The organism is Kitasatospora acidiphila (genome assembly GCF_006636205.1).
GTDB lineage: Bacteria > Actinomycetota > Actinomycetes > Streptomycetales > Streptomycetaceae > Kitasatospora > Kitasatospora acidiphila.
Genome location: NZ_VIGB01000003.1, coordinates 1981816 through 1995233, shown reverse-complemented (window position 1 = coordinate 1995233; position 13418 = coordinate 1981816). Strand labels below are relative to the sequence as shown.

At 72.0% G+C, this 13418-nt stretch carries 13 protein-coding genes, 1 tRNA gene and 1 pseudogene; 8 read left to right on the top strand and 7 right to left on the bottom strand.

Annotated elements, in window-relative coordinates:
- Positions 1-186: 186 nt before the first annotated feature.
- A complete protein-coding gene (locus E6W39_RS10100) occupies positions 187-1167 on the top strand; it encodes a transcriptional regulator (RefSeq protein ID WP_228718057.1) in 981 nt (326 codons plus the stop codon).
- A 68-nt stretch (positions 1168-1235) separates the two neighbouring features.
- On the opposite strand, the gene E6W39_RS41200 is transcribed toward E6W39_RS10100, so the two are convergent.
- Complete coding sequence (locus E6W39_RS41200) at positions 1236-1457, bottom strand: enoyl-CoA hydratase-related protein (RefSeq protein WP_228718636.1); 222 nt, start codon at positions 1455-1457, stop codon at positions 1236-1238.
- Between E6W39_RS41200 and E6W39_RS41195 the strand changes: the two are divergent.
- Both E6W39_RS41195 and E6W39_RS10090 read left to right on the top strand, forming a co-directional pair.
- A pseudogene (locus E6W39_RS41195) lies at positions 1452-1958 on the top strand (pyridoxal-phosphate dependent enzyme); the annotation flags it as partial. The gene E6W39_RS41200 and the pseudogene E6W39_RS41195 sit on opposite strands and share 6 nt — an antisense overlap.
- Positions 1959-2152: 194 nt before the next feature.
- Positions 2153-2851, top strand: a complete 699-nt coding sequence (locus E6W39_RS10090) for a class I SAM-dependent methyltransferase (protein ID WP_141633243.1) — start codon at positions 2153-2155, stop codon at positions 2849-2851.
- Positions 2852-3005: 154 nt separating this feature from the next.
- Here the strand turns inward: E6W39_RS10090 and E6W39_RS44035 are convergent, their stop codons facing one another.
- Positions 3006-3434, bottom strand: a complete 429-nt coding sequence (locus E6W39_RS44035) for a cold-shock protein (RefSeq protein WP_141637652.1) — start codon at positions 3432-3434, stop codon at positions 3006-3008.
- A gap of 847 nt (positions 3435-4281) precedes the next feature.
- On the opposite strand from E6W39_RS44035, the gene E6W39_RS10075 reads away from it, so the two are divergent.
- Positions 4282-5226, top strand: coding sequence for a LacI family DNA-binding transcriptional regulator (locus tag E6W39_RS10075; protein WP_228718056.1), 945 nt, complete (start codon positions 4282-4284; stop codon positions 5224-5226).
- 28 nt (positions 5227-5254) lie between these two features.
- On the opposite strand, the gene E6W39_RS10070 is transcribed toward E6W39_RS10075, so the two are convergent.
- Positions 5255-6028 (bottom strand): metallophosphoesterase family protein, encoded by a 774-nt coding sequence (locus E6W39_RS10070; protein ID WP_407658377.1) that lies wholly within the window; start codon positions 6026-6028, stop codon positions 5255-5257.
- Positions 6029-6112: 84 nt separating this feature from the next.
- Positions 6113-6188 (bottom strand) — tRNA-Leu (locus E6W39_RS10065).
- A 156-nt stretch (positions 6189-6344) separates the two neighbouring features.
- On the opposite strand from E6W39_RS10065, the gene E6W39_RS10060 reads away from it, so the two are divergent.
- Positions 6345-7079 carry a thioesterase II family protein gene (locus E6W39_RS10060; RefSeq protein ID WP_141633241.1) on the top strand — a complete coding sequence of 245 codons (735 nt, stop codon included), beginning with the start codon at positions 6345-6347 and terminating at the stop codon, positions 7077-7079.
- A 28-nt stretch (positions 7080-7107) separates the two neighbouring features.
- Here the strand turns inward: E6W39_RS10060 and E6W39_RS10055 are convergent, their stop codons facing one another.
- The 3 genes from E6W39_RS10055 to E6W39_RS10045 all read right to left on the bottom strand — a co-directional run bounded on the left by E6W39_RS10055 (position 7108) and on the right by E6W39_RS10045 (position 9320).
- Positions 7108-7947, bottom strand: coding sequence for a bifunctional 5,10-methylenetetrahydrofolate dehydrogenase/5,10-methenyltetrahydrofolate cyclohydrolase (locus tag E6W39_RS10055; RefSeq protein WP_141633240.1), 840 nt, complete (start codon positions 7945-7947; stop codon positions 7108-7110).
- Positions 7944-8564, bottom strand: coding sequence for a cyclodeaminase/cyclohydrolase family protein (locus E6W39_RS10050; protein ID WP_141633239.1), 621 nt, complete (start codon positions 8562-8564; stop codon positions 7944-7946). The genes E6W39_RS10055 and E6W39_RS10050 overlap by 4 nt, the downstream gene beginning before the upstream one ends.
- A gap of 147 nt (positions 8565-8711) precedes the next feature.
- Complete coding sequence (locus E6W39_RS10045) at positions 8712-9320, bottom strand: TetR family transcriptional regulator (protein ID WP_141633238.1); 609 nt, start codon at positions 9318-9320, stop codon at positions 8712-8714.
- A gap of 118 nt (positions 9321-9438) precedes the next feature.
- On the opposite strand from E6W39_RS10045, the gene E6W39_RS10040 reads away from it, so the two are divergent.
- The 3 genes from E6W39_RS10040 (at position 9439) to E6W39_RS10030 (ending at position 13310) form a co-directional block, all read left to right on the top strand.
- Positions 9439-11661: an MMPL family transporter gene (locus E6W39_RS10040; RefSeq protein ID WP_141633237.1), complete on the top strand. Its 2223-nt coding sequence runs from the start codon at positions 9439-9441 to the stop codon at positions 11659-11661.
- A gap of 67 nt (positions 11662-11728) precedes the next feature.
- Complete coding sequence (locus tag E6W39_RS10035) at positions 11729-12472, top strand: PIG-L deacetylase family protein (RefSeq protein ID WP_141633236.1); 744 nt, start codon at positions 11729-11731, stop codon at positions 12470-12472.
- A 127-nt stretch (positions 12473-12599) separates the two neighbouring features.
- Positions 12600-13310 carry an NADPH-dependent F420 reductase gene (locus E6W39_RS10030; RefSeq protein WP_267286735.1) on the top strand — a complete coding sequence of 237 codons (711 nt, stop codon included), beginning with the start codon at positions 12600-12602 and terminating at the stop codon, positions 13308-13310.
- Positions 13311-13418 lie beyond the last annotated feature (108 nt).

Below are 13418 nucleotides of genomic sequence, written 5' to 3'. Positions count from 1 at the left end.
GCCGATGGCCCCCGGCGTACTCCTCAACCCTCCTGTGAGCGGCGGATTCTCAGCCTGCATCCAATGGGGGAGTTAAGAGTGGATCAGCTTGGCGGCGTCTTGCGAGTCCATCGATCCGGCGCGGAAGGCGCCGAGGTCGTTGAAGCGGGGGTGGCAAGCGGCGGGGCAGAGGTTCGGGGTACGACGGTGACGGTCCCGATCACCAGCTTGCTGGCGGGTGAGCCGCTCCGCTCGGCCGGGCATGACGTCGAGCACGTCATGCTGCTGGCCGGACTGGAGTCAGCCCTCCCGCCGATCCTGGTGGAGCGCCGCACCATGAAGGTGATCGACGGCATTCACCGGCTGATGGCAGCTTTCGTGAAGGGCCGTCAGAGCATCGAGGTCGAGTTCTACGACGGTCCCGCCGAGGACGCATTCCTGCGGGCGGTCGAGGCCAATGTGTCGCACGGCCTGCCGCTTTCGCTGGCCGATCGCCGGGCGGCGGTCGAACGGATCATCTCCTCGCACCCTGCCCTCTCCGACCGGGCGATCGCTCGGATCGCCGGCGTCGGCGCCAAGACGGTCGCCGCGACCCGCAAGCGTTCAACTGCGGCGGACGCGCAGTTGGACGGGCGGGTCGGCAGGGACGGCCGGGTGCGCCCGGTGAACGGAGCACTCGGCCGACTCCGGGTGGCCGAACTGATCGCGGAGCGCCCCGACGCCTCGGCGCGTGAACTCGCGCGGATCGCCGGCGTGTCACCGGCCACCGCCAGCGACGTGCGCAAGCGGCTGAGAGCGGGCGAGGGCCCGCTGGCCGCCGGCGTGACCACCGCCTCGGCCGCCCTGGACCGCCAGGCCGTCCAGGGCGGCCGCGGCAGCTCCGCCCGGCCGCTTCGGCTGGTCCAGGGCGACCCGACCGAGTTGCTGGAGAAGCTGCTCCGCGACCCGTCGCTGCGACACAAGGAGGAGGGCCGCCAACTGCTCCGGCTGCTGCGGCAGAACTCCCTCGGGACCCACCAGTGGTCCGAGCTGACCGCGGCCGTTCCCCCGCACTGCAGCGACCTGGTGGTCAGCCTGGCCCGGCAGTACGCGGCGACCTGGCAGGAGTTCGCCCAGGAACTGGACGAGCGGGTGCGATCACTGAGTCACCGTCAGGAGCCGCCGCTGGCAGAGGCGTTGGGCAGCTGAGCCACTGCAGGAGAGTCGCGGGGCGGCCCGGTCGGAGGTGTCCGACCGGGCCGCCCCGCCCGTGGTGCTCAGTGTCCAAGCCACACCGGTCCGCGCTTCTCGGCGAAGGCCCGGGGACCCTCCAGCACGTCCGTGCTCCGCTGCCGCCGCCGCTCCCAGACGAATTCGGCAGCGAACGCCTCGGCGAGCGGCATGTCCACCGACCGCATCGCCGCCTCCTTGATCGCCCGGACCGACAGCGGCGCACTGCGCAGCAGGTCGTCGGTCCACTCGGCGACGCAGGCGTCCAACTGGTCACCGAGCCCGATCCGGTGAGCGGACTGCTCGGCGCCCGGCTCGCCTACGTGCGGCAGCTCTGCGACAGCGACCCGCGCTACCTCTGGCTCAACCAGTACGGAAACCCCAACAACTGGCGTGCGCATCACCGGCGGACCGCGCCGCGGATCGCCGAGCAGTTCCCCGAGCTCGACGTGCCGTTCGTCGGCGCCGGCACCACCGGCACCCTGGTGGGCTGCGCCCGCTGGTTCAAGGAGCACCGGCCGCAGGTCCGCACCGTGGCGGTCGACAGCGTCGGTTCGGTGATCTTCGGCGGGGAGCCGGCCCGTCGGCTGATCCCCGGACTGGGCTCCGGGGTCCGGCCCCCGATGCTGGACGAGTCCTTCGTCGACGACATCCTGCTGGTGCCGGAGCCGGACACGGTGCGGGCCTGCCACCGGCTGGCCGACCAGGGCTTCCTGTTCGGCGGCTCCACCGGAACCGTGGTGGCCGGTGCGCAAGTCTGGTTCGCCGAACGGCCGCGCGGTGGATCCTCCAGCTCCGTCCCACCCGGTTCCTGACGGACAGTCAATCACCGTCGGCCGGGGGGATATTGTTCCGCCGAGTACATCCAGAGATGTGTCCAATATCAACGTCCAGGAAGATCCATAAGCGGTGACGGGTGGCTAGCCTCGCTCTGAGATCTGATGCCCGGAGGAGATAGCAACCGATGAACCGCAAGACGCCCGCCCGGGGCGAGGTGGCAGCAGCCAGCGGTCCGACACGCCGGGGAGCGGTCCTTGCGGACTTCGCGACGGCCCTGAGATGGGTCTCCCGGCGGCGGCCGGCCGGCCTGCGGGAGCTGGTCCGACCGGGCTCGGTCTGCCTGGAGGTGCGGGCCGAACCGCACCTCGTCACCTGGACGTTGTCGATCCTCGCCGGCCCGACCGGGCAGGTGCACTGCCTCGAACCGCTGCGTTCGACGCCCCGGTGGCTCACCGTCGCCGGGGCACTGTTCGGCCGTCGCAACATCGTGGTGCATCGCTCGCTGCCGGCTCGGGCGAGCGAGCCCGGAACCCTCCGGCTGCCCGCGCCCGCTGGTTCCGCCGACATCGTGGACGTGTTCTGCCGTCAGCTCAGCCTGGAGCGGGTCGACTTCATCAACGTCGGCGTGACCGAGGCTGCGGTGGTGCTCGGCTCGTTCAGCACCTTGCTGCGCCACCGGCCCGCCCTCCTGGTGGAGTTGGAGGATCGTGTCTGCCAGGACAGCGGCATCGAGTCGGCGGTCCTGGTACGCGGGCTCACCAACACCCTCGGATATCTGATGTACCGGTGGCAGGGCCGGCAGTGGCAGCCCGTGACCGAGGCGACCACGGCCTGCGGCAGCTACCTGTTCACCAGCCGCCCGATCCTGCTGCTCGGCGCGTGATCCGAGGCCTCGGCTGGACCTTCCGGCGGCTGTCGACCGTGACCTGCCACGGCGACGGCCACCTGGCACTGTTCAACCGCAGCGGTGACAGCAGTTGAACGAAAGCGGCGCCGCTCTGCCAAGAGCGGCGCCGCATCGCCTGGCACGTCGACGGTCAGCCGGTGATCCAGCCGTGGACCTTCGCGGACTGCAGCAGACCCTGCCGGATCAGCAGGATCTGCTCGCCGGTCAGTGACGGAGCCGCTGCCAGCAGCACCTCGGTCACCTCGGCGGTGTACTCCTCGACAGCGAGCGCGTCGCAGACGGAGTCCTCCTCGGCCGACGAACGGACACCTCGCTGCACAAGGGTGTTCGGCGGCGTGACGGGCTCACCGTCCGGCCCCAGGGCGAGCCGGACCGCCGAAGCCTTGAGCCCGCGGTCCCCCTCCTCGACCTCGAAATCGACCGCGAGACCCGAGCGGACATAGGACTCCGGAATTTCCATGTCGTTGACATGGAGGAAGACGTCCTCGCCACCGCCCTCCGGCGCAATGAAGCCGTAGCCACGAGAACTGTCGAAGCGCACCACACGACCAGCAACCATGCTGAACCCCCCAAAAAAACTCATCGGGCCCCGTGCCCGAGAAACCAGGTCGCCAGGATAGTGGGACGGCTGCCGCGCGGGCGAGCGTTCGGCGGTTGCTCGCAGGCGAATGGCCTGGTTCTTGTCCAGAAACTCGATGATGGCGGTATTGGCCGCCGCCGGCCGCTCCAGGTTTCCCAGATGGCCGACCAGCTGCTCGAGCGTGTGCCGCCGGGTGGCGCGTCCGACGGCGCGATGCCGCGGTTGTCGAACACGATCGTCTCGTAGCCCGCCTGGTGCAGGGCCGGCGTCTGGTAGGTGGTCCACACATGGCCGGCGGCCCCCGAGCCCGTGATCATCAGCACCGGTTCGCCCCGGCCGGACCGCTGGTAGGAGAGCCGGATTCCGCTGGTGTTCACGAAAGGCTTGAGTCGCTCCCCGGGCCGTTGTTCATCGTGGACAAAGGGGCCTCGAAAAGTAGATCGAGCGTGACGGCCTCACGATCGCACTGGCCGGGTGAACACCACAAGGGACTCGGAATGTCCAGCGCCCGGTGGTGCGGACGGTTGGACGGTATCCGGGTGCTGCAAGAACGTCGAAAAGAGGACCCGTGCGTAGCCGGTTTGACCGGATCTGATTCTCGACAGCGGCGCTGGTACGGGTCAGGATTGATCAGCTGGGGCCGGACTCGCAAATAGTCTACGTTCCTGGAAGGAACCTGAAAGCCGACTGTGAGCAACGGGTTCTGAATAGCTATCCAACGGGGTGTGAATTGAATCAGACAGCTGCTCTCGAGTCGCCGCGACATGCGGCACGGGCTGAGCCGGCCGCGGCCGGCCGGGATACCGACCGGCCGCCGGGCGGGGTGGTGACGGTGCTGATCGAGGCGATCCGGCTGCCGGAGGAGTCGCCGCGATCCCAGGGGCCGGATGCCGAGCACGTCGCCCGGCTCGCCGAGCTGGACCAGCCGCTGCCGCCGATCCTGCTCGAGCGGGACACCATGCGGGTGATCGACGGCGTGCACCGGGTGCTGGCGGCGAAGGCGCGCGGTCAGCTGAGCATCGAGGCCGAGTTCTTCGACGGCGGCCAGGCCGACGCCTTCCTCCGGGCGGTGGAGGCCAACGTCTCGCACGGGCTGCCGCTGTCCCAGGAGGACCGGCGCGCGGCAGCGGATCGGATCCTGCGTTCGCATCCGCACCTGTCGGACCGGGCGATCGGTCGGGTGGCCGGGCTCGGCACCAAGGCGGTGGCGGCCCTGCGCCGGAACTCGGCCGGTGCGTCACTCCAGCCCGAGATGCGGCTGGGGCGGGACGGCCGGGTGCGGCCGGTCAGTGGCGAGGCGGGGCGGCAGCGGGTGGCGGAAATCATCGCCCAGCTGCCACAGGCCTCGCTGCGGGAGGTGGCCAGGCTCGCCGGCGTCTCGCCCGCGACCGTGAGCGCGGTCCGCCGCCGACTGGTGGCCGGCGAGTCGCCGCAGGCGGGCCGGACGGTGGCCGCCACCGCGACCAGCCCGGTCCGCCGACAGCCGGTGCGACGCACCCCCCAGGAGTGCTCGGACCCGGCGGCGGTGCTGGAGAAGCTGGTTCGCGATCCGTCGTTGCGGCACAAGGCGGAGGGCCGGCAACTGCTGAGGCTGCTGCGGCAGAATGCGATCGGCACCGAGGAGTGGTCCGAACTGACGGCGGCCGTGCCCGCGCACTGCGGTGAGCTGGTGGTCGACCTGGCGCGGCAGTGCGCGGAGATCTGGCTGGAGTTCGCCCAGGAGGTGGACGCCCGGATGCGGACCACCGAGCGTTTGGCGGCAAACGGCTGACGGTCGGCTGGTCCACGGACCTGCCGACTCAGGCCGGTTGACGGGACGGCAGCACCTGCCGCAGCCAGGTGCGCCGCTCCCGCTTCTGCCACTCGCGCGGGTAGCCCACCGAGACCTCCTCGAAGCGCACCCCGTCGTACCAGGTCTCCCTGGGGATGTGCAGGTGGCCGTAGATCATGGCGGCGGCGCGGTACTTGAGGTGCCAGTCGGCGGTCAGCGCGGTGCCGCACCACTGGGCGAACTCCGGGTAGCGCAGCACCATGGTGGGCTCGCGGACCAGGGGATAGTGGTTGACCAGCACGGTGGGCAGCGCCGGGTCGATCGCGTCGAGCCGGCGCTCGGTCAGCTCGATCCGGGCCCGGCACCAGTCGCCCCGGGTCGGGTAGGGATCCGGGTGCAGCATGAACTCGTCGGTGCAGACCACCCCGGCCTCGTGGGCCAGGCGCAGCGACTCCTCGACGGTGGCGGCGCCGGGGGCCATGAACGAGTAGTCGTAGAGCGTGAAGAGCGGGGCCACCACCACCGGGCCGCCGTGGCCGCGGAACACCGGGTACGGGTCCTCGGGGGTGTGCACGCCCAACCGGCGGGCGAGTTCGACCAGTTTGAGGTAGCGCTCCTCGCCGCGCAGCTGCACCCGGTCGTTCGGATGGGTCCACAGCTCGTGGTTGCCGGGGGACCAGATCACCTCGGCGAACCGCGCCCGCAGCACGGCGAACACCCAGGCGATGTCGTCGAAACGCTCGGCCACGTCGCCGGCGATGATCAGCCAGTCCGACGGGTCATCAGGCTGCAGCGACTCCACGATCGCCCGGTTGTCCGGGTGGGCGATGTGCAGGTCGCTGATGGCGAGCAGGCTGCCGGACAGGGCTCACTCCTCCGTTGCCGCTGGTGCCTCGAGTGGGATTCGAACCCACGCTGTCGGTGGTTTGAGCACCGTGTCTCTCCCGCTGGACTACCGAGGCGAGGGCGGGGTGACCGATACTCAGTGCCCCGCTCCGGCACTGAACATACCCGCTTCCGGCGTGACTGGCCAGGGTGATCAACTGCGGCCCCGGCGGGTGTGCCGGCTGCGATCATGAGCCCGAGAACCCGACCTTCGAGACCAGGGGGAGCCACCGATGGCGGCAACGGACCGGATAGACCAGGTGTTCTGCCTGCCCTACGCGGGCGGCACCAGCATGATCTTCACCAAGTGGCCGCGCCCGGTCGGCGGCCCGAGCTGGCGCGGCCTCGACTATCCGGGCCACCTGCTGACGATGCGCCAGGCCCCGGCCACCTCAATCCCGCAGTTGGCGGCCGGGCTGCTCCCCAGGCTGCTGGACCAAGCCGACGGACCGTATGCGCTGTTCGGGGTGAGCCTGGGCGCGCTGGTCGGCTACGAGCTGGCCCTGGCCGCCGAGGCGGCCGGCCGCCCGCCCGCGCTGCTGGTGCTGGCCGCCTGCCCGGCCCCGTGCCAACTGCCCTGGGAGCCCGAGCGGTTCAGCGGCCTGGACGATGAGGAGTTCCTGGCCGCGTTCGCCGAGCACTACCGCGGAATCGACGCGGAGCTGCTCGCCGATCCGGCGATCCGCGAGCTGGTGACGCCGGTGCTGCGCAAGGACGTCGCGCTCTACGGCGACTACGCCGAGGCGCACCGCAACCGTCCCCCGGTGCCGGTCGCCGCCGATCTGCTGGTGATCAGCGGGACGGAGGACATCACGGCCACCGCGGCCCGGGCCGAGAGTTGGCGCGCCTACTCCACCGGCGCGGTGGAGTGCCTGGAGGTACCCGGCGACCACTTCTTCGTCGACAAGCGGTCGGCCGAGCTGACCGCCTTGCTGGCCGAACGGCTCGGGCGGATCCCGGCCCGCTGACGGCAGCCGGCCGGGACCCGCACGAGGGTCAGTGCTCGGCGGCCTCCACCGTGTGGCGCAGCAGCAGCGCGGTGGTGACCGGGCCGACGCCGCCCGGCACCGGGGTCAGCGCGCCGGCGGTCTCGGCGACCGCGGGGTCGACGTCGCCGGCCAGGCCGCCGTCCTCGGTCGGGTTGGTGCCCACGTCGATGACGGTGGCGCCGGGGCGGACGTGCGCCGGGGTGATCAGGGCGGTCCGGCCGACGGCGGCCACCACCACGTCGGCGGTGCTGGTCACCGCGGCCAGGTCGGCGGTGCGCGAGTGGCAGACCGTCACGGTGGCGTTGCGGTCCAGCAGCAGGTGCGCGGCGGGCTTGCCGACCACGGTGGAGCGGCCGACCACTGCCACGTGCTTGCCCTGAAGCTCGACCTGGTAGTGCTCCAGGATGGTGAGCACGGCCTCGGCGGTGGCCGGGGCGAAGGCCGGCAGACCGGCGGCCAGTCGGCCGAGCGACAGCGGGCTGGCGCCGTCCACGTCCTTGGCGAAGTCGATCGCCCCGGCCAGCTCCTCCAGTCGGGCGCCGGCCGGCAGCGGGGTCTGCAGCATCAGGCCGTGCACCGTGTCGTCGGCGCTCAGCCGCTCCAGGGTGGCGGTGATCTCCGCGGTGGTCGCCTGCGGACCGAGGTCCACGATGTCGCAGCTGATGCCGACCTTGCCGGCGGCCTTGGCGATCGAGCGCACGTACCAGGCGCTGGCCTCGTCGTCGGTGGCGGTGACCACGGCGAGCCGCGGGGTGCGGCCCTGCTCGGTCAGCTTGGCGGCGCGCTCGGCGACGTCGGCACGGATCTGAGTGGCCAGCGGGCCACCCTTCAGCTCGGTCGCGGTCACTTGGTGATCTCCTTTCGCACCGCGGTGGTGACGGCTTCGGCCGCGGCGGCGATCTGGTCGACGTCGGCGATGGCGGCGAGCAGCTCGGCCCGGGCCGCCTCGTCCTTGATCCCGCCGAGGTTGATCTCGACGTTCACCCGGGCGGTGGTGGCCGCGGCGCGTGCCGCCTCGGTGGCGGCGGCGACGTCGGTGAGCACATTGCGGTTGCCGATCGGCGCCAGCTCCTCGCCGAGCGCGACCAGGCGGCGGGCCGCGGCGATGGTGTCGGCCGGCGGCTGGGCGGCGCCGACCAGGGCACCAGCGATCGCGGCCGAGCGGGCGGCCTTCTCCTCGGGGGTGCCCTTGGGCAGCCCGTAGGCGTCGGTGACGGCGGTGAAGGCGGCCGCGTCCTCCTCGGCGAGGCGCAGCGCGGTGGCGCCCAGCTCCTCGGCCTCGGCGAGGATCCGGGCGATCGCGTCCTGCACGTCGGCGTAGCGCTCGCCGGTGGTGTAGCGGGCCACCATGCACAGCAGGGCGGCGCTCTGCGCCGCGTGCAGGGCGGCGCTCGCCCCACCGCCGGGGGCCGGCACCCGCGCCCCCAGTTGCTGCAGGAACTCGCCGATGGTCAGGTCGCGCATCTGTCTCCCTCAGGGAGTCGGTAACAGGGAGGGCACAGGCGTCGCTGACCGCGCCCGGGGCGGATTCTACTCAAACCGGTTTCCGCTGGTTCGTCCGGTGATGGCCTGTCCGCAACCTGTGAGTTGACGCACCGTCTTGACGAGCCGTCAGGCGCCGATGGCGGCGAAGGCGATCCGGACCAGCTCGATCAGGTCCACCTCGTGCTTCCGGGCCTCGGGCAGCCGGGTGTAGGCGAGCCGGACGGAGCGCAGTGCGGCCACCCCGGCGCGGCCCAGTGCGGCGGCGCGCAGCCGGTCGGGCAGCTCGGGCTCGGGGATGTCGAGGCGGTCCATGAAGGCGCCGACCACCGCCTCCTCCATGTCGAACAGCAGGAACCGGCCGCCCCGGCTGGTCAGGTCGGGGGAGAGCGGCTGCGGGCCGACCAGCAGGATCGCCGGAGTGGTCCGGTGCCAGGTCGACATGTCGAGAATCGCCTCGCGCAGCGCGACCAGCGGCGGCTCCTCGGCGGGCCGCTTGCGGATCTCGGCGGCCAGCAGCGGGATGGTCTCCCGGACCTGCTGCACCACCAGGCTCTCCTTGGACGGGAAGTAGCGGAAGAAGGTGCGCTCGCCCACGCCGGCGGCGGCCGCGATGTCGCGCACCGTGGTGGCTTCGTACCCCTGCTCCTTGAACAGCCGGTTGGCGGCCTGCACCAGGGCGTTGTGGGTGCGCAGGCGGTTCTGTTCGCGGCGTCCGGGTTCTTCGCTGGTCTCCACCCGTCGATCATCTCAGGCCCGGCCGGGAGGGCCGGTCGGAAAGTTGGCAGTCCTGCCACTTTTGTTAATGTGGCAGGACTGCCAGTTTTTCGCGCCTCCAGACTGGAGCCCCTCCGCCATGCCGACCCTGCTCCACCGCCTCGGGCGTCTCGCCTACCGCCATCGACGGCGCGTCCTCGCGCTCTGGCTGGCGGCGATCGCCGCAGTCGTCGGCTGCATGCTCGCCTTCGGCGGCCCAGGCAAGCTCGACGACACCTTCACCATCCCCGGCTCCCAGTCGCAGCAGGCGCTGGACCGCCTGAAGACCGACTTCCCGGCCTTCTCCGGCACCAGCGCCCAGGTGGTCTTCACCGCCCCGGCCGGCCACAAGGTCACCGACCCGCCGGAGCAGGCCGCCATCCACGCCGCGCTCACCGCCGCCCAGTCCGCGCCCCAGGTGGCCAAGGTGGTCGACCCGGCCGCCGCGCACGCCGTCTCCGCCGACGGCAGCACCGCGATCGCCCAGGTGCAGTACGAGGTCACCTCGGGCGGGCTGAAGTCCGGCTCGGTGGACCAGCTGCGCACCGCGGTCGACAGCGCCCAGCAGTCCGGCCTCGACGTCCAGGTCGGCGGCAACGCGGCCCAGACCAAGGCCAAGCAGGGCGCCAGCGACCTGATCGGGGTCGGCGTGGCCATGCTGGTCCTGGCGCTGACCTTCGGCTCGCTGCTCAGCGCCGGACTGCCGCTGCTCAGCGCGATCGCCGGGGTGGCCACCGCGATCGCCGGAGTGCTCGCCTTCACCGGCGTCACCGCCATCTCGTCCACCGCGCAGAGCCTGGCCCTGATGATCGGACTGGCGGTCGGCATCGACTACGCGCTCTTCATCGTCAGCCGGCACCGCGCCCAACTCGCCCACGGCACCACCCCTGAAGAGTCGGCCGCACTGGCCGTCGGCACCGCCGGCAGCGCGGTGGTCTTCGCCGGCCTCACCGTGGTGATCGCCATGGCCGGCCTCACCGTGGTCGGCATCCCCTACCTGACCGTGATGGGCCTGAGCGCCGCCGCCGCGGTCCTCATCGCCGTGCTGGTCGCGATCACCCTGCTGCCCGCCCTGCTCGGCTTCGCCGGCGCCCGGCTGAAGCCCCGCCCGCGCTCCCGGGCGATGCGCCGCGAACAGGCCCTGGCCCGCACCGACGGCCGCCCGGCCAACGCCGGGGAGCGCTGGTTCCGGCTGGTCACCCGCCGCCCGCTGATCACCATCGCCCTGGTACTGGCCGCCGTCGGAGCCCTCGCCTGGCCCGCGCACAGCCTGCGGATGGCGCTGCCCGACAACGGCACCGCGCCCGCCCACTCCTCCGAGCGCCTCGCCTACGACCAGATCAGCAAGGAGTTCGGCCCCGGCTTCAACGGCCCGCTGCTGGTGCTGGCCGACACCTCGCACAGCGCCGACCCGAGCGCGGCCACCCATCAGATCGTCGACTCGATCAAGGCACTGCCCGGCGTCAGCGCGGTCGGCAACCCGGTCGCCAACCCCGCCGCCCACACCGCGCTGATCCAGGTGGTCCCGACCGGCGGCCCCGCCGACCAGTCGACCAAGGACCTGGTCTCGGCGATCCGCGGCGACGCCGCCACGATCACCCAGCAGACCGGCGCGACCATCGGCGTCACCGGCACCACCGCCGTCAGCATCGACGTCTCGGCCAAGCTCAACGCGGCGCTGATCCCGTTCGCCGCGGTGGTGGTCGGCCTGTCGCTGCTCCTGCTGCTCCTGGTGTTCCGCTCGCTGGTGGTTCCGCTGAAGGCCGCCGCCGGGTTCCTGCTCTCCATCGCGGCCACCCTCGGCGCCGCGGTCGGCGTCTTCCAGTGGGGCCACTTCGCCCACCTGATCGGGGTGGACAAGGCCGGGCCGGTGAGCAGCTTCCTGCCGATCATCCTGCTCGCGGTGCTCTTCGGGCTGGCCATGGACTACGAGGTGTTCCTGGTCTCCCGGATGCGCGAGGCCTATGTGCACCACCGGCAGCCGCTGCGCGCGGTGCACGAAGGCGCCCGGCACAGCGCCCGGGTGGTCACCGCCGCCGCACTGATCATGATCGCGGTGTTCGCCTCGTTCCTCGGCTCGGACAGCCTGATGCTCAAGCAGATCGCCCTCGCCCTGGCGATCGGGGTGGCGCTGGACGCCTTCGTGATCCGGATGACCTTCGTGCCGGCCGTGCTCGCCCTCACCCGGCACGCCGCCTGGTGGCTGCCGCGCCGGTTGGCCCGGCTGCTGCCCGACCTCGACATCGAGGGCGAGCGGCTGCAGCACCGCACCGGGCAGCCGGAGGCGACGGTGCACCAGCTGCACCCGACCGCCGGCCGCTGAGCCGCAGGGCGGGCTCGGAGGATGGTATGACGGTCCTGACAGATGATCAGATCCAAGGAGTGCCGTCATGTCCGAGCCCGCCCTGCCCCCGCTGCAGCCCCTCGACGAGGACTGGGACCGCGCCCTCGCCGTGGTCGCCCACCCGGACGACATGGAGTACGGCGCGGCGGCGGCCGTGGCCCGCTGGACCGCCCAGGGCAAGACCGTCGTCTACGCCATGGTGACCAGCGGCGAGGCCGGCATCGACGGGATCGACCCGGCCGAGAGCGGGCCGCTGCGCGAGGCCGAGCAGATCGCCTCGGCCGCCCTGGTCGGGGTGGACACCGTGGAGTTCCTGCACCACCCCGACGGCGTGCTGGAGTACGGGCTGCCGCTGCGCCGCGACATCGCCCGGCTGATCCGCCGCCACCGCCCGGAGATCGTGATCACCACCAACTTCCGCGACACCTACGGTGGCACGGTGCCCAACCAGGCCGACCACATCGCCGCCGGCCGGGCCACCCTGGACGCGATCCGCGACGCCGGCAACCGCTGGGTCTTCCGCGAACTGCTGGAGGAGGGGCACCAGCCCTGGGACGGCGTGCGCCAGCTCTGGGCCGCCGCCTCCCCGGTCGGCGAGCACGGGGTTGACACCACCGACTACTTCGAGGCCGGCGTCGCCTCGCTGGAGGCGCACGCCGCCTACCTGGCCGGGCTGGGCGGCCAAATGGGTGACGCCCGGGAGTTCCTGGAGTCGATGAGCCGGGGCAACGGCTCGCGACTGGGCACCCGGTTCGCGGCCTCCTTCGAGGCGCTGCCGCTGAAGTTCTGAGCGTGGCGTCCGCACGTTCCGGCGATCCACGTTCCGACCTGAAGACCTGAGATCCGAAGAGCTGAAGATCTGACTTCGAAGTTTCCGGGTCGAGACGGAAATAGCCTTCCGGGTGCGGCGGTTGACGATCACCGAGCACTGCGGCCGCAACCGCCGCGCAGCACCCGAGGAGCGCACCATGAAGATCGGCATCATCGGCGCCGGAAACATCGGCGGCAATCTCACCCGGCGGTTCACCGCCCTCGGACACCAGGTGGTGGTGGCCAACTCGCGCGGCCCGCAGACCCTGACCGAGCTCGCCGCCGAGACCGGCGCCACCGCGGTGCCGGTCACCGAGGTCGCCAAGGGCGCCGAGCTGGTCGTGGTCACCATCCCGCTGAAGGCCGTGCCGGGCCTGCCCGAGGGCGTCTTCGCGGGCGCGGCCGACGGCCTGGTCGTCGTCGACACCGGCAACTACTACCCGCAGCGCGACGGCCGGATCGCCGGGATCGAGGACGACGGCCTGACCGAGAGCCGATGGACCGAGGGCCACCTCGGCCACCCGGTGGTCAAGGCCTTCAACAGCACCTACGCCCAGGACTTCCTGGAGCGGCCGCGCCCGGCCGGCGATCCGGACCGGATGGCGCTGCCGGTGGCCGGCGACGACGCGGCGGCCAAGCAGACCGTGCGGGCCCTGATCGAGGAGATCGGCTTCGACACGGTGGACGCCGGCGGGCTCGACGACTCCTGGCGCCAGCAGCCCGGCACCCCGGCCTACGGCCTGCGGGCCGGCGTCCCGGAGGTCACCAAGGCGCTGGCCGAGGCGAGCCCGGAGCGCCCGGCGGACTTCCGCGGCTGAGCGGGAGGCGGGTGCCCGGGGCCCGGGCGATCCGTGGGGGAGGCCCGGGCCCCGGTGACCTCGCGCGCGGTTCGGCGTAGCCGAGCCCCGGTGGCCCCCGCGCGCGAT

What these genes read in the sequence shown, in the direction of transcription:
- E6W39_RS10090 (WP_141633243.1), top strand. Translation starts at nt 2,153, where the DNA reads ATGAACCGCAAGACGCCCGCCCGGGGCGAGGTGGCAGCAGCCAGCGGT.
- E6W39_RS44035 (WP_141637652.1), bottom strand. Translation starts at nt 3,434, where the DNA reads ATGGTTGCTGGTCGTGTGGTGCGCTTCGACAGTTCTCGTGGCTACGGC.
- E6W39_RS10060 (WP_141633241.1), top strand. Translation starts at nt 6,345, where the DNA reads ATGGCGGCAACGGACCGGATAGACCAGGTGTTCTGCCTGCCCTACGCG.
- E6W39_RS10050 (WP_141633239.1), bottom strand. Translation starts at nt 8,564, where the DNA reads ATGCGCGACCTGACCATCGGCGAGTTCCTGCAGCAACTGGGGGCGCGG.
- E6W39_RS10040 (WP_141633237.1), top strand. Translation starts at nt 9,439, where the DNA reads ATGCCGACCCTGCTCCACCGCCTCGGGCGTCTCGCCTACCGCCATCGA.
- E6W39_RS10035 (WP_141633236.1), top strand. Translation starts at nt 11,729, where the DNA reads ATGTCCGAGCCCGCCCTGCCCCCGCTGCAGCCCCTCGACGAGGACTGG.